We start from the raw sequence: 21,724 nt of genomic DNA, 5'->3' as shown, positions 1-21,724 counted from the left end.
AAAAATTAAGCCCTGCTATTTGAAAGCCTACATGCAGCAAGGTCAAGTCATGCCCCCACTCGCTTCTCAAACTACTGCAGTAGCGAGCGACTGCCACATCACGTTAGCCGCTGATTTATATTTATAGTGACATGTCACCAATGTATACACAGACACTTACTCCGCACAAACAATAATGCCCAGCATTGGCTGGGCATTATGCAGACTAAAATCGTTTTATTTCACAATTTGAACTTTAACCGGCTTACCTTTAAGTTTGCCTTTGTCATTACCCAAACGAGCAATCACTTGGTTGGCGTATTGCAATTGCACCGCCACATACGTTCTAAATTCGAACAAATCAATTTTACCAATTGCGTCATTCGGAATTGCGCCGTCGCCAGTTAAAGCGCCAACGACATCACCAGGGCGCACTTTTTGTTTGCGCCCGGCATCAAAGCAAATCGTTGCCATTTTGGCCGGCAAAGCATAATCACCATTGATTTTTAGATCGGCTTCTTTGCCTTCTGGGATCGGCAACTCTAGGTATTCTTCAATAGTGCGCTGACGCTTTACTTGCGATGGCGATACCAAACTAAAGGCAAAGCCTTTTTTACCTGCACGGCCAGTACGACCAATTCGATGCACGTAGATTTCAGGGTCGTACGGCAATTCGTAATTCACCACGGCAGCCAAGTCTTTAATATCCAAGCCTCGGGCGGCCATATCGGTGGCAACCAGAATTGGGCAACTACCATTGGCAAATTTAACCAGCGTTAAATCACGATCACGCTGCTCGAGCTCGCCGTGTAATTCAATCGCATCAAAACCGTCTTTTTGTAAACTACGCGCCAAATCCATACAGTCTTGGCGGGTATTACAAAACACCACGCTGGATGCTGGTTGGTAATGCGCGAAAATGCGCTTAAGCAAATCGGCTTTTTCTGCGTTGTCTTTGACCAAATATAATTGCTGCTCAATAAACACCTGATCGTGCAAAGACTCCACCGTGACTTCAGTCGGCGCGCGTTGAATCGACGCACTGAGTTTACGAATCCCTTCGGGATACGTTGCTGAAAACAGCAAGGTTTGACGCCAGCGCGGCAGAAAATCAATCACATCTTGCACTTCACCGCCAAAACCCATATCGAGCATACGATCGGCTTCGTCCAGCACCAGCGTGCTGACTTGTTTTACGATCAGGGTGTTTTTATGTAAATGATCTTGAATACGACCCGGCGTGCCGACCACCACGTGTGCACCATGCGCCAATGAGGCCGCTTGCGGCGTTAACGGTGTACCGCCGCACAAAGTCAGAATTTTTAAATTGGGTAAATGGCGCCCCAAACGGCGCAAATCTTTACTCACCTGATCGGCAAGTTCTCGCGTTGGGCACAGCACTAAAGCTTGTACACGGTGCAAATTAATATTGAGTTTTTGCAGTAGCGGAATACCAAACGCAGCCGTTTTACCACTCCCAGTTTTGGCTTTAGCAATAATATCGCCGCCTTCGAGCACAATCGGCAAGCTCGCCGCTTGAATTGGCGTCATCGCCTCAAATCCCAGCGAAGCCAGATTATCGAGCATTTCAGCAGGTAAATTTAGAGCAGAAAACGGCGTTTTAGTCATAGCAAATCCAATGATGTATAGAAAGCAAGCCAACAAGGCAGTGGCATCTGCAGCGCGAAAACTTAAAAAATCGCATCGCAAATCGATTAAGCTAAGCGGCTTAAATCAATCCATTGCACTACAAGCATTCTAAGGGATTTACAACGAGAACTAAGATTTAGATTGGTAATGCAGGGGTGAAACTGAGATGAGGCAAAGCAAGAAGTCTGGTCGGGGCGGTGGGATTCGAACTCACGACCACCTGGTCCCAAACCAGGTGCGCTACCGGGCTGCGCTACGCCCCGAACAGGACCCGAATATTATAGATCATTTAAAAAAGGGTCAAGCACTATCGAACAAAAATATCGACAAACAACAAAAAAAACCAATAACAGCCTGTTTTTACACGCAATTAAAAACAAGCCAATCACTTGCCACGCGAAAAACTCGCGCCGTATGCGGCAGTCAATTGACGTGGCGTCTTGATTTAATCTGCTTTTTCATCTTTTTTATCGATTTTTTCGCTATCAAACGGCAGTTTGGCGTCTTCTTCAAAGCGTTTTTTCTGCTTTTTACCAAACACCCAAATCACAATCGCCACAAAAGCCACAATTAAAATCAAATGATAAATCGACAAGCCCATGATGACACTCCTACAGCCGCAACCCAGCAAGGCACGGCCGAATTAAATTGAAATCCAATAAACACCGCTCAGACAAAGCACCAGCACCAGCTTACTTTCAATTTAACAAATCCACAATACAGCAAGGCGAAAGCTCATTTGCGGCGTAGAATTCAACTACCCACCCAAAGCCATCCAAACACGCATGACAATCACTCAGACCTTACTCAAGCTCTATCGCCAACGACGCTGGCCCAGCATTGTGCTAGCTCGCGGCGTGATACCCAATACACGGCGAGGGGTCATCAATGACGCCAAAGCCGGTATCGCCCTCGCCTCAGTCAATATCCCGCAAGTTTTAGGCTACACCAGTATTGCCGGCACGCCCATTGTGACCGGGCTCTACACGGTATTACTCCCCTTATTGGGCTTTGCCTTGTTTGGCTCCTCACGGCATCTAGTTGTTGCGGCTGATTCTGCCACTGCCGCCATCTTTGCCAACGGCTTATCGGGCATGGCCACACCAGCTAGCGCCGCATATATGAATTTAGTCGCCATCGTCGCGCTACTCACGGCAGGCATTTTGCTAATAGCCCGCTGGCTTAAACTCGGCTTTGTGGCTGACTTTTTATCCAGAACCATCTTAACCGGCTTTTTAACTGGCGTTGGCTTGCAAGTGAGCATCGCCATGCTCGCGCCGCTTTTGGGAATTCATAATCAAACCCATCAAGCCCACACCACTTGGTCGCAACTCCATTTCGCAATCACTCATTTACCCGACATCAACTTACCCACGCTCTATTTGGGCATCGTCGTAATTGGCGCCATCTTAATTGGCAAACACATCAATCCTCGCTTCCCCGTGGCGATGATTGCCGTATTCACTAGCATTCTGGCCGGAAAATATCTCGCCATCTCCAACTGGGGTATTGCCTTAATTGGCCCGGTGCCTGGCGGATTACCGCAACTGTCTTGGCCCAACATGACTTGGCATGGCACGCTCACACTAATTCCATTAGCGCTATCTTGCGCCGTCATCATCATTGCGCAAAGTGCCGCCACCGCACGAATCTATGCTTTGCAATTTCAAGAAAACGAAGATGAAAACGCCAATATATTAGGCCTTGCCGCCGCCAATGCCGCAGCAGCGGTTAGCGGGGCATTTGTCGTCAATGGCAGTCCTACGCAAACGGCAATGGCGGCACAAGCTGGCGCACGTAGCCAAGTCGCGCAAATCGTCTTTGCCGGCATTGTCGCCATCGCCCTGATGTTTTTAACCAACTGGCTCGCTTACCTGCCCCATGCAGTATTGGCAGCCATTGTATTTACCATCGCCATCGGCATGATTAATGTTTCGGCACTCAAAGCCATTTATCAAGAAAGCCCAGGGGAATTTAAGCTGGCAATCATTACCGCAATGACCGTGGCCTTAGTCGGCGTTGAGCAAGGACTGCTCTTTGCCGCGCTATTGTCTTTACTGCACCACGTTAGCCACAGCTACAACCCGCATTGCGCGATATTGCAAGCCAACTCGGAGGGGCACCTCATCACCCAAGCCATAGAACCGGGCGAAACAACCTTTCCGGGCTTGATTATTTATCATTTTGGTGCCGACTTATTTTATGCCAACGAGCACCGCTTTAGCGCCGACATTCATTCACTGATAAGCCAAGCCGCTACGCCAGTACATTGCTTAATTATCGACGCCTCAGCCATGACGCATATCGACTACTCCGCCGCCCAATCGCTACGCCAACTGGATGATCAATTGCAGCAACAAAACATCACACTGATGTTTGCCCGTTGCGATACCGCCTTTATTGACGACTTAAACCGCCATCACATCAGCGAAAAAATTGGCGCAAAGCATATTTTTACCACCTTGCACGAAGCACTCAAATACTGGCCCAACACCAACAAGACTTAGGGTGCACGTAGGGTGCGAATAAGCGCAGCGCATTCCACCGCCGCGCATCGCTTCGTATCGCTTTGCACCCTAGCTCACCACACGCCATCAAAGACTCGCCGCTAATAATTGCTGAGTATAAGGATGCTGCGGCTCAGACAGCACCAGCTCAACATCGCCGGTTTCGAGCACTTCACCGTTTTTAAGCACCAACACGCGATGCGCTAAAGCACGCACCACTGCCAAATCATGACTAATCAGTAAAAAACTCAAACCAAATTTAAGCTGCAATTGCACTAATAACTGCAAAATTTGTCGTTGCACCGTCGCATCGAGTGCCGAAGTCGGCTCATCAAGCACAATAACTTGCGGCTGCATAATCAACACCCGCGCAATGGCGATTCTTTGCCTTTGCCCACCGGAAAACTCATGTGGGTAGCGCGACAAAATATCGTCCATGTCGGCATGATTCCCCAAGCCCACTTCTTGCAATACCGCAATCACCTGCTCACGGCGCTCAGCCTCACTGCATTCTGGGCGATGCACCAACAAGCTCTCACCCACCAGATCAAAAATCGTCAACCGTGGCGACAAAGCGGCAAACGGATCTTGAAAAACAATTTGTATATGCTGGCGCGCCTGTCGCAACGCTTTGCCCTGCAATGCACTCAATTGCAGCGCGGGCGATGCATCCAGCGTTAACTGCACGCTACCGCCGCCTTGGCCCACGCGCAATAAACGCAGCAAAGCCAAAGCCAAGGTTGTTTTGCCGCTGCCCGACTCACCCACCACGGCCAAAGTTTGCCCGCGGTGCAAATCAAAATCGAGCTTGGCTAAAACAGTTTTGAGTTGAGTTTTAAACCACGAACGAGATACCGGATAAGCATGCGTTAATTGCCGCACTTGCAATACGCAAGGTGAATGCAATGGCAAAGGCGCAGCAACGCGAGTCGGGCGCGCCGCCAATAAAGACTGGGTATAGGGATGCGCTGGACTCGCAAACAATTGCTGCGTTGGCGCCGTCTCAACAATTTGCCCCGCCTGCATCACCGCCACTCGATCGGCAAAACGGCGCACTAGATTTAAATCATGCGAGATAAACAACACCGCCATCCCTTGCTCAGCCTGCAATTGACTGAGCAAGGCCATGATTTGCGCCTGCACTGTCACATCGAGCGCGGTGGTTGGCTCGTCGGCGATCAAAATCTCTGGCTCAGTAGCAATCGCCATGGCAATCATCACCCGCTGCCGCTGCCCGCCAGAGAGCTGGTGCGGAAAAACATCGAGCTTATCAGTCACATCAGTAATACCCATACGCAGTAATAGCTTACATACCCTATCTCTAGCCGCTGCAGCGCTATACCCCACCAAGACTTCGGCAATCTGCGTGTAGACGGTTTGCAAAGGGTTGAGCGCCGTCATTGGCTCCTGAAAAATCATCGCGATGCGCCGACCACGGATTAAACGCAGTGCTGATTCTGGCAAGGACAACAAAGACTGACCGGCAAATTCAATCTCGCCCTGAGCAATCACCTCGCGATCTAATCGCAACAAGCTACGCGCCAGAACGCTTTTTCCCGAGCCTGATTCGCCCACCAAGGCCAATTTCTCACCCGCATTCAAATGCAGACTTACATCGCGCACCACTGGCTCATTGGTACTGGCAAATCGCAGAGATAAATTCGACACGGTCAACAAATTAACCATAGCGCTGACACCCCAAATCAACTAAATCCATCAAAACCTCGTTAACACGGATCACTTGGCTATTTTTAGCGTCAAGCGCGCCAAAAACCTTTTAACGCAGAGACGCAGAGGCACGGAGAAAAACAAACCCATTGGGCTGGATAAAAGCATTTCGCTTTGAATTATGCTTTGCTTGATGGCACAACAATGGCTTTTTAACTTTTATACATACTCGTGAGCGACAATTTAGCCATCCACCGCGTCAATACACACTTCATGCGCATCACTCAAGCTTAAAGATCGATCATAAAGCACTTCCTTCGCGCTCATAAGAGCATCTCTCAAACACCAGAAAAAACGCACAAACTGGCAACAATTTAAAATCGCCCTGAAACCCACCGAAAGCGCGCAAAAAGAAAACAGCCAAACCCACAAATTGACCGCCTAGCCCAAGCCCAAACGGCGTAAAATGCCCAGTATGAAACCTGCTCCTTACTCCGCACTCACGCCCGACCTGACCTTAGACGCCCTTGAATCGCTTGGCTTGGCTTGCTCAGGGCATTTACTTGCGCTCAATAGTTACGAAAATCGCGTTTATCAAGTTGGTATCGACGATGGCGACCCAGTTATCGCCAAATTTTATCGCCCCGAGCGCTGGAACGACGCGGCGATTTTAGAAGAACATCAATTCACGCAGGCACTGGCCGAGCGCGAAATTCCGGTGGTTGCGCCGCTCACCCTTAACGGCCAAACGCTGCATCGTTTTGGCGAATTTCGTTTTGCGGTTTTCCCACGTCGTGGCGGGCGCGCGCCCGAGCTCGATCAAGCTGAAACTCGCGAATGGATTGGTCGATTTTTAGGCCGTATTCACGCAGTTGGCCAACTAAGCCCCTTTGCCCATCGCGCACAACTCACGCCGCAAACCTTTGGCCAAGACTCGCTCGACTATTTAATCAGCAACAAGGTGATTCCTCTGGATTTAGCCGCCAGCTATCAAGCGGTGGCAGAAACGGCGCTGGCAGGCGTGGCCGAATGCTATCAACGCGCAGGCGACATCCAACTCATCCGTCTACATGGCGACTGCCACCCAAGCAATATTTTATGGACGCCAGCTGGCCCGCACTTTGTTGACTTTGACGACGCGCGCACGGGCCCAGCGATTCAGGACTTATGGATGCTGCTCTCTGGCGACAGAGACGAGCAACAAAACCAACTGGCGGACATTTTGGCCGGCTACGAAGATTTTTGTGAATTTGATCGGCGCGAGCTGCATTTAATTGAAGCGCTCCGAACATTACGCCTGATGCATTACAGCGCATGGCTGGCTCGACGCTGGGATGATCCAGCTTTTCCGGCGGCTTTTCCCTGGTTTAATACCGCCACCTATTGGCAAGACCGCATTGCCGAGCTGCGCGAGCAAATTGAAATCATGCATCTACCGCCACTGTGGAGCAATGAATCCACTGGCCACATCCGCATTGATGACGAAATCGACCCGCCGTATTGGGATATGTAAACACAGCGCAAAAACACCGCGTTCTGAGGCATGAATAAGGTGTTTTTGAACGCGAACACGGCATTAAGCAAAACCTGCGACAATCAATCTGATGTCAAGTAGTTCACAATCAGCACAATCAGAGGCGATTAACTCGCAAAGATCGTCGCAGACTGGCGAGGCCACTGACACACCCACGTGCATCGCATCGAGCAAAAGCCTTTCATCGCTCAGTCGCATCACGTTACAATCTGCTTACTTTTTAAAATTTGCACCCATTTGGAGTCTTGCATGCCGGTTAATCTCGCCCCCATCGATCCTGCTTTATTATTCCCGGTTGCCGGGGTTGAAATTGGCATTGCCTCCGCAGGCATTAAAAAAGTCGGCCGCCAAGACACCACCTTAATCCAAATCGCCGATGGTGCCCGCGTTGCGGGGGTGTTTACCTTAAATCGTTTTTGCGCCGCGCCAGTTCGCATTTGCCAAAAAAATCTTCAGCAGTATCTGGCCACAGGCCAATCGATCCGAGCCCTGGTGATTAATACGGGCAATGCCAATGCCGGGACCGGACTAGATGGCCTCGCACGCGCCGAGCAAATTTGCGCCGCAACGGCCAGTGAATTGGACTGTACATCCGAACAAGTACTGCCTTTTTCAACCGGCGTGATTTTAGAGCCACTGCCGTCAGAAAAAATCATCGCCGTTTTGCCCGCCGCCAAAGCCGATCTGTCACCGAAAAATTGGGCACAGGCCGCTAACGCGATCATGACCACCGACATCGCCCCCAAAGCGACCAGCACGCAAATCGTTTTGGATGGCAAAACGGTCACTGTGACCGGCATCGCCAAAGGCTCGGGCATGATTCACCCGAATATGGCCACCATGCTCGGCTTTGTCGCCACCGACGCCGCCATTAGCCAAACTTTATTGCAAGACATGCTACTGGCCGCAACCGACGCTTCATTTAATAGCATCACCGTTGACGGCGACACCAGCACCAATGACAGCTATATCGCCATTGCCACAGGGCTAGCTGGCAACACCGAAATCACGGATGCCAATAGCCGCGACTACGCCACTTTGCGCGGCGCAATTGAGCAGGTTTCGCACTTTTTGGCGCAAGCGATTGTGCGTGACGGCGAAGGCGCAACCAAATTCATTACCATTAACGTAGAAGGCGGCGCCAGCTACGCCGAATGCAAAGCCGTTGGCTACGCCATTGGCCGCTCGCCACTGGTTAAAACCGCATTTTTTGCATCAGACCCTAATCTAGGCCGTATTTTGGCCGCGATTGGCTACGCCGGCATTAGCGATTTAGATGTTGACCAAATCGAAGTGCGGCTTGACGACGTATTGGTGGCAATCAATGGTGGGCGCAATCCAGAATACCAAGAAAGCCAAGGCCAAGCCGTGATGAACCAAGCTGAAATCAGCATTAATATCCAACTTAATCGCGGCGAGCACCGCGCCACGGTGTGGACTTGTGATTTCTCTTACGACTACGTCAAAATTAACGCAGACTACCGCAGCTAGATCCCTGCCAGACCCAGCTAAGTCGCCGACACGACGGCTTAGCTGGCGATTTTTCTTTTTTTTGAGCCCGTCAATGCAGCCAGACCACCACAACCCCAACAACCCCAAAAAAACCACTGTCGTCGCCGCTGGGGTATTAATTAACGCACAAGGGCAGTTTTTAATGGGCAGCCGTCCCGCTGGCAAGCCTTACGCACATTACTGGGAATTTCCGGGCGGCAAACTCGAAGCTGGCGAAACCGCGCACGACGCTTTATGCCGCGAGCTAAAAGAAGAAATGGGTATCGATGTCACGGCGGCCACACCTTGGCTCACTCAGCGTTTTAATTATCCGCACGCCAATGTTGAATTGCGCTTTTTTAAAGTGCGCAGCTGGAACGGCACTTTGCACGGCCACGAAGGGCAAGAGCTCGCTTGGCAAGGTGTAGGCCAATTGAATGTTTCACCCATTTTGCCGGCCAACGGCCCGATTTTGCGTGGCCTAGCCTTACCGGAGGTCATTGAAATCTCCAATATGGCCGAATTAGGTCGCGAAGCGTTCATGGCGCAACTCAGTGCCAAGTGGGCAGCTGGCCCAATTTGCTTATTGTTACGAGAACCACAACTCTCTATTAGTGATTACCAAGATCTGGCAAAAACAGTGCAAAGCATTGCCCGACCACACGGCGGCAAGTTGATTTTGCATCGTGATTTGGCCTTGGCCCAAGCGATCAAAGCCGACGGCATTCATTTTACCGCCAGCCAACTACAGCAACTGAACGCCAGACCCAGAGGCATCGATTGGGTGAGCGCTTCCACGCATCAGCTGAGCGATCTTGAAGCTGCGGCGCGCATTGGCGTTGACTTTGCCTTTTTAGGTCATGTTGCGCCAACGCAAAGCCATCCGGGGCAAACGCCTTTAGGCTGGGAAAAATTCAGTCAATTATTGCAATTAGGCTGGTGCTTTCCGGTATTTGCCATTGGCGGGCAAACGCTATCCTCCCTTCACACCGCCCAAGCGCACGGCGGGCATGGCGTAGCCCTATTACGCGCTGCATGGAGTCAAACAGTATGAAAAACATCCTGAGCAACAATGCATGGGCCAGAAAAAGCATTCTGATCTTCGCGCTACTTTTAGGCGCGAGTTTATTTGCTTATAAAATGGGCTTATTTAAAGGCTGGCAGCAAGCAAAAGTCGATCAAGTGATCCATATTTCTTGCCCGGACTTGCAGCAAGGCTGTCAGTTTAAAATCAACGAACAAAGCTACCAAATCAAAAGCGCCGCACCACTAAGTACCGACCAGCCCGTCACGCTGACACTGACCGGTCCCGCCAAATCGGTGTATTTAAATTGGCAAATGGTCGATATGGATATGGGTAGCAATCGCTACAAGATGCAAGACATTGGCAAAGATCAATGGCAGGCCGAAACCGCGCTACCGATTTGCAGCCAAAAACGCCAAGACTGGCTGCTGTCTTTGCAATTAGAGCAAGTTGAAGTTCGAATTCAAACTTCATCACGCGGCAAGTCTTAATCTTGGCACGCCGCATTACTGCGGCCGCGCCACTTAAACTGTGGTGTTTTCGACTTCAATGCTTGAGCATAAAAACAAAATATCGCACTTCGTAACTTTAGAATAAAAGGCTGTTATGCGATTCTGGCTGCTACTTACTTTGCTTACTACATCTGGCATGGGTTTTGCCAACAAGGTCTACCAATGGCGTGACAATGAGGGCAATGTGTTTTATTCCGATCGTGCCCCCACGCATACCGTAGCCAAAGAAAGAAAGATACACAGCAGTAGCGCGCCAGCGCCCGCCACCGATAAACCCGCGGCGATCACACTATGGATTACGCCGCAATGCGGGGCAAACTGTGAAACGGCACAGGCCATGCTAGAACAAAGTAAATTGCGCTACGCGCTAAAAACGGCCGATCCAAGCCAAGAAGACAGCATGTTGGCTTTTTTTAACGCCGCCAAGACCTTACAAGCGCGCCCACCCATTCTGATTATTGAAAAAACAATTTTGAAAGAATTCAATCCCGTTCAATGGCAAGCAGCGATCAGCCAAGCCCAAACCACACTAAAATAAGAGCAACAAACCCAACAAATCATACAAATCGCATATCGGCCAGCCAACTATTACCCTTGTTCGAGGGGCTTGAAAAAGCAAAACTCCCGTGGTGACAATTTAACTAGAGCATTTTTATGTCTTCACGTGCCAATTGGGGCTCAAAACTCGGCTTTATTTTAGCCACCTCAGGCTCCGCTGTCGGACTTGGGGCCATCTGGAAATTTCCTTACGTTGCCGGCAAAAACGGTGGCGGTGTGTTTTTACTGGTGTATCTCGCCTGCGTACTAACAATTGGTATTTCGATGGTGCTCGCAGAAATGAGCATCGGCCATATGGCCAAAAAATCCGCCACCACCGCGTATCGCAACCTCAAAGGCGGTCTATGGCCTTGGGCGGGGCGACTCTCGGTTTTGTGTATTTTTGTTTTGCTGTCGTTTTATTGCGTTGTTGGCGGCTGGAGTTTTGCTTACCTATGGCTATCGCTCACCGGCGAAGTGATGACGCAAGACACCAAGGCACTCAGCAACTTATTTAATGGCTTTATTGCCAGCCCAAGCCAAAGTATTTTTTATACCGGTCTATTTTTGGTAGCAACAGTTGGCATCGTCATGGGCGGCGTACAAAAAGGCATTGAGCGCACCAGCAAAATCTTGATGCCAGCATTGTTTATCTTAATGCTGGGCATTATTGCGCGCGTATTGACTTTACCTAACGCCATGGACGGCGTGATGTACTTCATCACCCCTGATTTTTCCAAAATTAACGCCGCAATGATGATTGAAGCAGTGGGTTTGGCAATGTTTTCATTGTCGGTCGGCTGCGGGATTTTGATTGCCTACGGCTCATACGTTGACGAAAAAACCAAACTACCTGGCGCTACGTTGTGGATTTCACTCTTGGCGACCCTCGCTTGCGTAATGGCGGGCTTAATGGTGTTGCCGGCGGTATTTGCTTTTGGGATTGACCCATCAGCTGGTCCTGGCCTGACGTTTATCACCATGCCTGCGATTTTCTCGCAAATGCCATTCGGTCAATTCTTTGCCGTAATGTTCTTTTTGCTACTGATTTTTGCTGCCATTACTTCTTCAGTCTCTTTGCTCGAACCGATCGTGGCATTTTTGATTGATGAATTTAATATTCAGCGCCAAAAAGCAACTTTAATGACCTGCATTGCGGTATTTACACTGAGCATTCCAGCGGCGCTGTCATTTGGCGTTTTGGCTGATTTTCATATTTTTGGCAAAAATCCATTTGACCTGATGGACTACGCCGCCTCCAATGTGATGATGCCTGCAGGTGGTTTATTAGCAGCATTGTTTGCTGGCTGGGCGATTTGGCCGCGCGTACAAGCGTCGCTAATTGCGCAAGATTCAGCGCGTATTTTGCCGGCGTTTCGCTTTATTTGCGCCATCATTGCACCAATTGTGATTTGCGTGATTTGGGCGCACAACTTGTAATTGTTCACTAAACACACAAGCCAAGCCCTACAGATAGCAGCGAGTGCGGTAATATCCAGCACTCGCTGCTTTTTTATGGCCGCTCTATTGTGAAGTCTGCAACCCTGTGAATCCAAACGCTGTGAATCCAAACCCATACACCATCGAGCCAATTGGTTTTATTCGCACGCCTTTTGTCGACAAATTCGGCATTCCGCGCCAACCGAGTTTGGCGCCGCATGCGATTGGCACGCTCAAACTCGTTGCGCCATTTAATCACGCCGATTGCGTACGAGGCCTGGACGGGTTTTCTCATCTTTGGCTGAGTTTTATTTTTCATGAAACGCTCGGTCGCTGGTCACCCACGGTGCGCCCGCCACGCTTGGGCGGCAATGAAAAAGTCGGCGTTTTTGCCAGCCGCAGCCCGTTTCGCCCCAATTCATTGGGCTTGTCTTTGGTGCGTCTGCTAGATATCGACACCCAAAATGGCGTGACCTTGCGCTTTTCTGGCGTGGATTTAGTCGATCAGACGCCGATTGTCGACATCAAACCCTACATCCCGTTTATTGAAAGCCAAAGTGAGGCGAAAGGCGGTTTTGTCAGCGGCGCGCCACCAACGCTAAACGTTGAATTTAGCCCCACCGCCCACAGCCAATTGGCGCAATTGCCAGCAACAGACTCAAGCGCACTGCACGCCTTAATTTGCGAAGTATTAGCGCAAGACCCACGCCCTGCCTATGCTAGCGACCCATACCGCAGCTATGGGATCCGACTTTATCAGTATGAAATCCAATGGCGATGCGATGGTCAAACCGCCTTGGTCCTCTCAATGGAGCCACGATGAACCGACTTCAGTACGTAATCAATCATGTCCGTCCACGACTTTGCACGCTCATCGTCGTTATCACCAGCAGTCTTTTGGCCGCGTGCAGTACGCCACCAGCTGCACCACCGACACCAACACCAGCGCCTAAAGTTAAAATCGGCCTCGCGCTCGGCGGCGGCGCCGCCAAAGGCTTTGCCCACATTGGCGTGATTAAAATGCTTGAAGCCAACGGCATTCAAGCCGACGTCGTTGCCGGCACCAGCGCCGGCAGCGTTGTTGGTGCGCTGTACGCCAGCGGGATGGATGCGTTTACGCTGCAAGAGCGCGCATTTAGTCTGGATGAAAGCCAAATCCGCGACGTCAATTTACTCGGCGGCGGCTTAATCAAAGGGCAAAAACTGCAAGATTACGTCAATCAATTGGTGGGCAATAAAGCGATCAATCAGTTTGCCAAGCCTTTTGCAGCGGTCGCCACTGAGCTGGAAACTGGCAAAAAAATCGCCTTTAGCCGCGGCAATGCCGGACAAGCCGTTCGCGCGTCGAGCAGCATTCCAGGGATTTTTATGCCGGTGAGCATTGCCAATAAAAAATACGTTGATGGCGGCGTAGTTAGCCCAGTACCGGTCGACGCAGCGCGCGATTTGGGCGCTAATTTTGTCATTGCGGTGGATATTTCAAGCAAAGCCAACAATCAAGCCGCCAGCACCAGCACACTGGGCGTGATGAACCAAGCGATTGTCATCATGGGGCAAAAATTGGGCGAACAAGAACTCGCCCGCGCCGACATTGTGATTCGCCCCAAAGTCGGCAAAATTGGCGCCAGCGATTTTGACATGAAAAACGTCGCCATTTTAGAAGGCGAAAAAGCCGCGTTAGCGATGCTACCTTTGATCAAACAAAAACTCGCTGAGCGCAGCAAAAATTAACGGGTATTTACCAGCAATGCATACACAGCAAAATCCAGACACCAATACCCCTAGAAAATGCCATCTTTGGGTCGATGCCGATGCCTGCCCTGTTGCCATTAAAGAAATCATGTTTCGCGTCGCCGAGCGTTTAGCACTACCGCTCACCTTGGTCGCCAATCAACTGATACGCGTGCCGCCGTCGGCGCACATTCGCGCCATTCAAGTGGCGCATGGTTTTGACGAAGCGGACCATTGGATTGTGGCGCAAGCCCAAGCGGGCGATTTAGTCATCACCGCCGACATTCCATTGGCGGCGCGCATTATTGACAAACAAGCACACGCGCTCAATCCTCGCGGCGAGTTTTATTCACCAGAAAACATCCGCGAACGACTCAATATGCGTGACTTCATGGAGGAACTACGCGGCGCCGGCCTGCAATCGGGCGGCCCTGCGGCATTTAGCCAAAGCGACAAACAAGCTTTTGCCAAAGCACTGGATCGGTTTTTAGCACAACGCGGCCGCTAAACGCTGCGCAAAAACTTTTGACGCAGAGACGCAGAGGCGCGGAGAAAAGCCAAATCAGAATTCAATCCGCCAACGAACTCATTAACTCAAGGGTTTAAATTGTGACTTGCAGATGGCCAAAGCACTGGATCGCCTCTTAGCCCAACGCGGCCGCTAAACGCTGCGCAAAAACTTTTGACGCAGAGGCGCGGAGAAAAGCAAAATCAAAACAATCAAAATTTAAACCGGTCAAACCGCCAACAAACGCAACAATTTAAACTGCAACATACTGATGTTTTTCCTCTACGTTTCTGCGTCTCTGCGTTGGCTTTTCGCTCACTCAAACCGACCAAAACCCTAAGCAAACGCAGCGGTTTAAACTGCAACGTGCTGATGTTTTCCTCCGCGTCTCTGCGCCTCTGCGTTGGCTTTTCGCTCACTCAAACCGACCAAAACCCTAAGCAAACGCAGCGGTTTAAACTGCAACGTGCTGATGTTTTCCTCCGCGTCTCTGCGCCTCTGCGTTGGCTTTTTAAAAATCAACGACGTAAACCGCCAATGTCAACCGCCCCTAGCTCAAATGGCGCAAATACGGTACAGTGAAGCCAATAGAACGATTGTTCAAGCCAACTAATGAGCTCACTCACACCCGCCCAACAGCAGCGTCTCCATAAATTGGGGATACAACGCGAATTTGATTTGATATTGCATTTGCCGCTGCGCTACGAAGACGAAACGCATCTCTACGCCATTGCCGACGCGCCGATGGGCAGTCCGGTTTTGGTTGAGGGCGAGGTGCTGTCTTGCGAAGTCAATTACAAGCCGCGCAAACAACTGAATGCCCGCGTTAAAGACGCCAGCGGCTCATTGGTGGTGCGACTAATGAATTTTTACCCTAGCCAAGTGCAGCAATTGGCCGTTGGCAAGCGCGTGCGACTCTATGGCGATTTACGCCACGGCTATTTTGGCACCGAAATGGTTCACCCCAAAATTCGCGTTGGTGGCGAAGTCAGCCTGCAAGAAGCACTCAGCCCGATCTACCCAACCACCGCCGGTTTATCGCAAGCGCAACTGGCTACATGGATCGCTAAAGCCTTGGCCAATACACCAATGCCCGACACCCTGAGCGACGCCATTTTAGCGCCACTGCAATTGCCCGATTTTGCCAGCAGCGTGCGTTTACTGCATGCGCCCACCCCCGACATTCCAAAGATACTGCTCACCGCCCGCACGCATCCGGCATGGCAAAGACTTAAGTTTGACGAATTACTCGCCCAGCAATTGTCGCTGCGCTTAGCGCGCGCTGTGCGCCGCGAAAAAACCGCACCCAAAATCGACCCTGACGGTCGACTTGGCGCGCAGCTGATTGCCAACTTGCCATTTGATCTCACCGCCGCGCAAAAACGCGTACTACTTGAAATCACCCAAGATTTAGCGCAAGCGCACCCGATGCAGCGACTACTGCAAGGCGATGTGGGCGCGGGTAAAACCATTGTCGCCGCCGTGGCCGCCTGCCATGCAATCGAAGCGGGCTTTCAAGTGGCGATGCTGGCCCCTACCGAGATTTTGGCCGAACAGCACTTTCAAAAACTATCAGCATGGTTAACGCCACTGGGCGTTAACGTGGTGTGGCTCACTGGCAGCTTAAAAGCCAAAGCCAAGCGCGAAGCGATTGCAGCCGCGAGTGACGGCAGCGCACAACTCTTGGTCGGCACTCACGCGATTTTTCAAGCCAGTGTGGCGTTTCAAAACCTTGGCTTGGCCATCGTCGATGAGCAACATCGCTTTGGCGTACAGCAAAGATTGGCGCTACGCGAAAAAGGCCAAAGCCCACACCAGCTGATGATGAGTGCCACGCCGATCCCACGCACCTTGGCAATGAGTTTTTACGCCGATTTGGATGTCAGCGTGATTGATGAATTGCCGCCAGGGCGAACGCCGATTATTACCAAACTGATTTCCGATGCGCGCCGCGACGAAGTTATTGAGCGCATTGCTGCCAAAGTGCTTGAAGGTCGGCAAGTGTATTGGGTTTGCCCCTTAATCGAAGAATCCGAAACACTGCAATTGCAAACCGCGGTCGACACCCATGCCCAGCTAAGCGAAGAGCTCGAAGGCATTGCCGTTGGCTTATTACACGGCAAAATGAAACCGGAAGAAAAAGCCGCCACCATGGCCGCTTTTTCTCGCAATGAAATTCAAGTCTTAATCGCCACTACGGTAATCGAAGTGGGCGTTGATGTTCCCAACGCCAGCCTCATGGTGATAGAGCACGCCGAACGAATGGGTTTATCGCAATTACACCAATTACGCGGCCGAGTTGGCCGTGGCGCGCACGCCAGTTTGTGTATTTTGCTCTACACCACGCCACTGAGCGAAACCGCCAAAGCGCGGTTAAAAGTAATTTTTGAGCACACCGACGGCTTTGAAATTGCCCGCCAAGATTTGCATATCCGAGGGCCAGGCGATATGGCCGGCATTAAGCAATCGGGCGTACCGATGCTGCGTTTTGCCGACTTAGAAACCGACGCTGATTTACTTGAATTAGCCAGAGACAGCGCCGAAACCATTTTGCAGCACCACGCCAATTTGGCTCAGCCACATTTAGATCGCTGGCTACCCGGACGCGAAGCGTTACTAAAAGTGTAAACAAAGCAACAGTGAATAACTAGGGTTTACCGCAATCGACACGTAAGAATTCCAAAGAGATATACTAGTCGCATATATTATTTGACTTAAGGCATTCGCTTGAATCACTTCAAATTTCGCACGACTTTTTGCATTGTGATCGGCGTATTGAGCTTGGTCTCAATTTTAGTTTTAAGTTATGAATTTAAAGCGCAAAAGTTACTCAACGAATTTAACTCCCCAGCGCAGCAAAAGCTGATTAAAGAAGCGCGCTCTGGCAATCGCCTATTTAGTTTTGTCGAACGCGCCGTCGACGAAGCCATCAAAAACCCTAAGCCGGAAAACTTTATCGCAATCAAAGCTGCGTTTGCTGAGTTTGCAACGCTAATCCACCATTATGACAGTGGCCAATTTAGCGAATACTCTAACAATCCCAAATTTAATGCACACATTACGCCACTGGTGCAATGGGCCAACAAAACTGAACAATTACTCCCCGCTCTTAGCGCGGCGCAATTGCCGGCTTTGGCCAGCAGCATGGAGCGCGTCGCCCCGCACTTACGTATTGTCGTCTCCTCGATTGATGCACAATACAATGCCAGCTTAGAAGCCAAAAAAGACATTTTTACTAGTTTTAGTCGCTACCGCCTAAGCTTGATTGCCTTACTATTGACGCTAATGAGTGGCTTTGCTTATTTTGCGCTGCGCACTTTATGGCGCAACCAACAGACGCTGGCCCAACTCAAAGCCGCAGAACAAAGTGCTCAAGCGGCTAATCAAGCCAAAAGCCTGTTTTTAGCCTCTATTAGCCACGAAATGCGCACGCCGCTGACCACCATTTTGGGCTACTCCGAATTAGCTCAAGCCAGTGCAGATCGCAGCAATCCAACCTATTTGCAGCACATTATTCAAGCCAGCCGACACTTACAAACACTCCTGGGTAATGTGCTCGATATGAGCAAAATTGAAGCGGGGCATTTTTCACTCAACCCCAGTCAATTAGACATGCCAGCGCTAGTGAATGATTTGCAGGCTACTTTTCAACCCATGGCACTCAACAAAAATCTAACGCTAACAATTAGCGCCGATCCTATCCCTGACAATGTATGGTTAGACACCGGAAAATGGCGGCAAATACTGATTAATTTACTCTGCAATGCGATTAAGTTTTCGGATCAAGGTTGCATTACTTGCCATATCAGCGCCAAAGCACTTACCGACCAGCGCATTACTTTGCAAGCCATCGTCGCAGATCAGGGCATGGGTATTGATGCCGAAGAAATCAATAGTGTTTTTCGGCCTTTTGAGCAAACCGCCAGCGGGCGCATTAAAGGTGGTACCGGCCTTGGTTTAGCACTCAGTAAAGAATATGCGCTCAATATGGCTGGCGATTTAAGCTTTACCAGCCAGTCGCAACAAGGCAGTACGTTCACCTGTACTGTACAAGCTGAAATTCAAGCCTATTGCGCCCAAAACCCCGCGCCACAATGCTCGCTGCAAGGCTTATGTATTTTGTTGGTTGAAGATCAAGAAGTAAATCGCGACCTGATGCGGCAAATTTTATGCTTAGCCAACGCCAGCGTCATCGAGGCGCGTCATGGGCAAGAGGCTCTCAGCCTCTTGAGCCAAAATCCACACATTAATATGCTGGTGATTGATCGCAATATGCCCGAGTTAGATGGCATTGCCACACTCGAAATTTTGCGCCAGCGCGGCAACTTCTTACCGGCACTCATGGTTAGTGCTGGCCTGCGCCCAAGCGAGACTGAAATTCAACGCATCGGCCTCAATGGCTGGCTTGGCAAGCCGTTTGCCGCTAAAGATTTAATCAACGCCATTGCCTGCCTTACGCAGCACACCAGCACCCAACACTCAAGCACTGCTTTTATTGACGCCGACAAGCGTTGCGAGCCAGACGATAGTGAGCTGGCTTATTTCAATCCACAAGCGCAAACCCGGCTGGGCTTTAGTCCGGAGCGGTTTTTTACCATTAGCGAAAAAGGGCTCAAGCGCATTCATGAAATTATTCAGCAGCTCGCCAATCAGCCAGACCCACAAGAGAGCTGTCGTTTAGCACACAGCGGTAAAGGCATTGCACTGCAAATTGGTGCAGATCGGATCGCCCAATGTTTAGCCCACATCGAGCAAAACCCTAGCCAATACCAAACTGCACAATTGGCTGAACTTGACGCCGAAATCAAACTCACCCACCGCGCCATCAGCGAGCACCACCAACGCCAGACACAATCAGCCTAAGTCCAACAACCGGACTAAGGAACTCGATGCAGCACACGCCAGCCCAACAACACCGCCAATACGGCAGCATAAATCAATGGCGTACTCAGGTCGGCCTTCACCAGCCAGAGATAATGCACTACGCCTAAAATCGCAATCACATACACCAAGCGATGCAAACGCGACCAATTGCGCTTTAAACGCCGCATCCAGCCCTTGGTTGATGTCACCGCCAGCGGGATTAACAATACAAAAGCCGCAAAACCAACGGCAATAAAAGGCCGCTTTAAAATATCCCGCACTATCGCCGACCAATCAAAAAATTGATCCAGCCACAGATACGTCATGAAATGCAAAAGCGCATAAAAAAAAGCAAACAACCCTAGCATGCGGCGGTAATCAATCAAGCGGGAATAGCCCGTCAACTGTCGTAATGGCGTGATGCTTAAGGTTAATAGCAGCGCCACCAGCGCCCATGTGCCAGTCGAGCGGGTAAAAAATTCAATGGGATTAACTGCATCCAAACTCAGTACTAGCGAGCGCGCCAAAGGCAGCAGACCCGCAATCAACAGCAGTACTTTAGTTGGACGCGGCAACAAATTTTTGAGCCTATCGCGCAACAATATAGGTATAGGCTTTAAGCCTTCATTCATAATGCGTTGCATGAATATACCTTGCAGTAGAAGGTTTTGTTCAAATGACGTGTGGTGCAGATTATCGATTAGCGCGGCTTAAAAAAACTTGCGCAAATCCATGCCTTGATACATCGATGCTACTTGCGGACCATAGCCATTAAACGGCAGCGTATCGCGTTTTAAAAACTCACCAATTCGCCTTTCTTTGGCTTGACTCCAGCGTGGATGCGCTACGTCGGGATTCACATTGGAATAAAAACCATATTCATTGGGCGCACTTTGGTTCCAACTGGTTGCTGGCTGCTGCTCTTGCAAGCGAATACTGACGACCGACTTAATGCTTTTAAAACCATATTTCCACGGCACCACCAAGCGCACCGGTGCGCCATTTTGATTGGGCAGTACTTCGCCATACAAACCCACCGCCAAAATGGTTAAGGGATGCATCGCCTCGTCAATACGCAAACCTTCACGGTAAGGCCATTCAAGAACGCGACTACGTTGCCCCGGCATTTGCTTGGGGTCATTTAATGTTTCAAAAGCAACAAACTTGGCTTTTGACGTGGGGTTGACTTGTTTTAAAACACTGGCCAACGGAATACCCACCCAAGGTATCACCATGGACCACCCTTCTACACAGCGTAAGCGGTAGATACGCTCTTCTAAAGCCGCCACCTTTAATAAATCATCAATACTATAGGTGCGTGACTGACCAACTTCACCGTTCACCACAATTTGCCATGGTTTGGTCTTTAATTGCCCCGCATACAGCGCAGGATCGCCTTTATCCGTGCCGAACTCATAATAATTATTGTAAGTTGTGATTTGCTTCAAACTATTGGGCGACTCTTTTGCCGACAAAGCACTCGGTTTGGCATTAAGACCTGCCATTGCCTCTGCCGTGAGCAATAAAGAACTCGCTCCAGCCAACATAAACTGGCGACGGTTTAGAAATACCGACTGCGGCGTTATCTCTGACGGCAAAATATCGCTAGGTTGACGAATAAGCATGACAAGTTCTCCAAAAAGAGCCGTTCTGATACGAATATAAAGGTTTCGTCGGACTAAGCCGACTCGGCAAGGATCACCACTACAGCGTAATGAATGATGGCTGCGCAGGGTGTTTTTCAATTAGTCGTCATCACGCCTTCATTCTGACAGTGCCCATACAAAAAAAACCGCAAAGTTTTCACTTTACGGCTTTTTACAGTTAATTCTTATTTTTGCGCCAAGATCCACGTCGCCAATTGCTTGGCTTCATCGCCAGTAATCATATTTGGCCCCATCGGCACCGGTCCCCAAACGCCAACACTGCCTTTTTGAATTTTGCCGGCCAGCAAAGCTACCGCATTTTTATCGCCTTTATATTTGGCGGCAATTGCTTTAAACGCAGGACCCACGATTTTATTCTCTACCGAATGGCAAGCCATACAGTTTTTTGACTTTAACATCGCTTCAACCGGTGCCGCGATCGCAGCCCCTTGTAGTAACGCCAAACTCAGTGCGGCCCAATAAATGGTTTTCATAATTCAAATCCTTATTGCTATTAATCCGTTAAGCAATGCCTCTTGCCGCTTTATTACTTTATTTTATCTTACTTTGCTCGAAATGCCGCTTAGAGTAGCAACTAAGCTATCGCGGCAGCATCGCATACAAACAGTGAATC

Annotated in this window: 18 protein-coding genes and 1 tRNA gene; 12 read left to right on the top strand and 7 right to left on the bottom strand. The window is 50.1% G+C overall.

What is annotated here, in order from left to right; translation table 11 throughout:
* Positions 1-216: 216 nt before the first annotated feature.
* The 3 genes from dbpA to K4H25_RS09085 form a co-directional block, all read right to left on the bottom strand.
* On the bottom strand, positions 217-1,608 hold the full coding sequence (gene dbpA / locus K4H25_RS09095; RefSeq protein WP_221020231.1) for an ATP-dependent RNA helicase DbpA: 1,392 nt from the start codon (positions 1,606-1,608) through the stop codon (positions 217-219).
* A gap of 207 nt (positions 1,609-1,815) precedes the next feature.
* Positions 1,816-1,892, bottom strand: a tRNA-Pro gene (locus K4H25_RS09090).
* Positions 1,893-2,074: 182 nt separating this feature from the next.
* Complete coding sequence (locus K4H25_RS09085; protein WP_221020230.1) at positions 2,075-2,230, bottom strand: cbb3-type cytochrome oxidase subunit 3; 156 nt, start codon at positions 2,228-2,230, stop codon at positions 2,075-2,077.
* A 184-nt stretch (positions 2,231-2,414) separates the two neighbouring features.
* On the opposite strand from K4H25_RS09085, the gene K4H25_RS09080 reads away from it, so the two are divergent.
* Positions 2,415-4,136, top strand: a complete 1,722-nt coding sequence (locus K4H25_RS09080; RefSeq protein WP_221020229.1) for a SulP family inorganic anion transporter — start codon at positions 2,415-2,417, stop codon at positions 4,134-4,136.
* Positions 4,137-4,223: 87 nt separating this feature from the next.
* Here K4H25_RS09080 and K4H25_RS09075 read toward each other — a convergent pair whose 3' ends face one another.
* Complete coding sequence (locus K4H25_RS09075) at positions 4,224-5,822, bottom strand: ABC transporter ATP-binding protein (RefSeq protein ID WP_221020228.1); 1,599 nt, start codon at positions 5,820-5,822, stop codon at positions 4,224-4,226.
* Between the two features lie 457 nt (positions 5,823-6,279).
* Here K4H25_RS09075 and K4H25_RS09070 point away from each other — a divergent pair, with 457 nt between their 5' ends.
* From K4H25_RS09070 to K4H25_RS09020, 11 genes are all read left to right on the top strand, one after another.
* Complete coding sequence (locus K4H25_RS09070) at positions 6,280-7,317, top strand: serine/threonine protein kinase (protein ID WP_221020227.1); 1,038 nt, start codon at positions 6,280-6,282, stop codon at positions 7,315-7,317.
* Positions 7,318-7,587: 270 nt separating this feature from the next.
* A complete protein-coding gene (gene argJ, locus K4H25_RS09065; RefSeq protein ID WP_221020226.1) occupies positions 7,588-8,829 on the top strand; it encodes a bifunctional glutamate N-acetyltransferase/amino-acid acetyltransferase ArgJ in 1,242 nt (413 codons plus the stop codon).
* A 73-nt stretch (positions 8,830-8,902) separates the two neighbouring features.
* The gene (locus K4H25_RS09060; RefSeq protein ID WP_221020225.1) at positions 8,903-9,883 is read left to right on the top strand and encodes a Nudix family hydrolase; all 981 of its coding nucleotides are present in this window, start codon (positions 8,903-8,905) and stop codon (positions 9,881-9,883) included.
* Positions 9,880-10,344 carry a hypothetical protein gene (locus K4H25_RS09055; protein WP_221020224.1) on the top strand — a complete coding sequence of 155 codons (465 nt, stop codon included), beginning with the start codon at positions 9,880-9,882 and terminating at the stop codon, positions 10,342-10,344. The genes K4H25_RS09060 and K4H25_RS09055 overlap by 4 nt, the downstream gene beginning before the upstream one ends.
* Before the next feature lie 115 nt (positions 10,345-10,459).
* A complete protein-coding gene (locus tag K4H25_RS09050; protein ID WP_221020223.1) occupies positions 10,460-10,903 on the top strand; it encodes a DUF4124 domain-containing protein in 444 nt (147 codons plus the stop codon).
* A gap of 116 nt (positions 10,904-11,019) precedes the next feature.
* The gene (locus tag K4H25_RS09045) at positions 11,020-12,342 is read left to right on the top strand and encodes a sodium-dependent transporter (protein ID WP_221020222.1); all 1,323 of its coding nucleotides are present in this window, start codon (positions 11,020-11,022) and stop codon (positions 12,340-12,342) included.
* Between the two features lie 106 nt (positions 12,343-12,448).
* Positions 12,449-13,165, top strand: a complete 717-nt coding sequence (tsaA, locus tag K4H25_RS09040; RefSeq protein ID WP_255587461.1) for a tRNA (N6-threonylcarbamoyladenosine(37)-N6)-methyltransferase TrmO — start codon at positions 12,449-12,451, stop codon at positions 13,163-13,165.
* A complete protein-coding gene (locus K4H25_RS09035; RefSeq protein ID WP_221020221.1) occupies positions 13,162-14,073 on the top strand; it encodes a patatin-like phospholipase family protein in 912 nt (303 codons plus the stop codon). Before tsaA ends, K4H25_RS09035 begins: the two co-directional genes overlap by 4 nt.
* A 16-nt stretch (positions 14,074-14,089) precedes the next feature.
* Positions 14,090-14,581 (top strand): YaiI/YqxD family protein, encoded by a 492-nt coding sequence (locus tag K4H25_RS09030; protein ID WP_221020220.1) that lies wholly within the window; start codon positions 14,090-14,092, stop codon positions 14,579-14,581.
* A gap of 612 nt (positions 14,582-15,193) precedes the next feature.
* Positions 15,194-17,209 (top strand): ATP-dependent DNA helicase RecG, encoded by a 2,016-nt coding sequence (gene recG, locus K4H25_RS09025; protein ID WP_221020219.1) that lies wholly within the window; start codon positions 15,194-15,196, stop codon positions 17,207-17,209.
* Between the two features lie 99 nt (positions 17,210-17,308).
* Positions 17,309-19,444, top strand: a complete 2,136-nt coding sequence (locus tag K4H25_RS09020) for an ATP-binding protein (RefSeq protein WP_221020218.1) — start codon at positions 17,309-17,311, stop codon at positions 19,442-19,444.
* A 14-nt stretch (positions 19,445-19,458) separates the two neighbouring features.
* Here the strand turns inward: K4H25_RS09020 and K4H25_RS09015 are convergent, their stop codons facing one another.
* The 3 genes from K4H25_RS09015 to K4H25_RS09005 form a co-directional block, all read right to left on the bottom strand.
* Positions 19,459-20,088 (bottom strand): protein-methionine-sulfoxide reductase heme-binding subunit MsrQ, encoded by a 630-nt coding sequence (locus K4H25_RS09015; RefSeq protein ID WP_221020217.1) that lies wholly within the window; start codon positions 20,086-20,088, stop codon positions 19,459-19,461.
* A gap of 66 nt (positions 20,089-20,154) precedes the next feature.
* Positions 20,155-21,069 carry a protein-methionine-sulfoxide reductase catalytic subunit MsrP gene (gene msrP / locus K4H25_RS09010; RefSeq protein ID WP_221020216.1) on the bottom strand — a complete coding sequence of 305 codons (915 nt, stop codon included), beginning with the start codon at positions 21,067-21,069 and terminating at the stop codon, positions 20,155-20,157.
* Between the two features lie 206 nt (positions 21,070-21,275).
* Positions 21,276-21,584, bottom strand: a complete 309-nt coding sequence (locus tag K4H25_RS09005; RefSeq protein ID WP_221020215.1) for a c-type cytochrome — start codon at positions 21,582-21,584, stop codon at positions 21,276-21,278.
* Between the last annotated feature and the right edge of the window lie 140 nt (positions 21,585-21,724).

The sequence above is a fragment of the Deefgea piscis genome (genome assembly GCF_019665785.1).
In the GTDB taxonomy this organism is placed as follows: Bacteria; Pseudomonadota; Gammaproteobacteria; order Burkholderiales; family Chitinibacteraceae; genus Deefgea.
The sequence above is the reverse complement of the archived record's forward strand: the minus strand, read 5'-3'. Positions and strand labels throughout refer to the sequence as shown.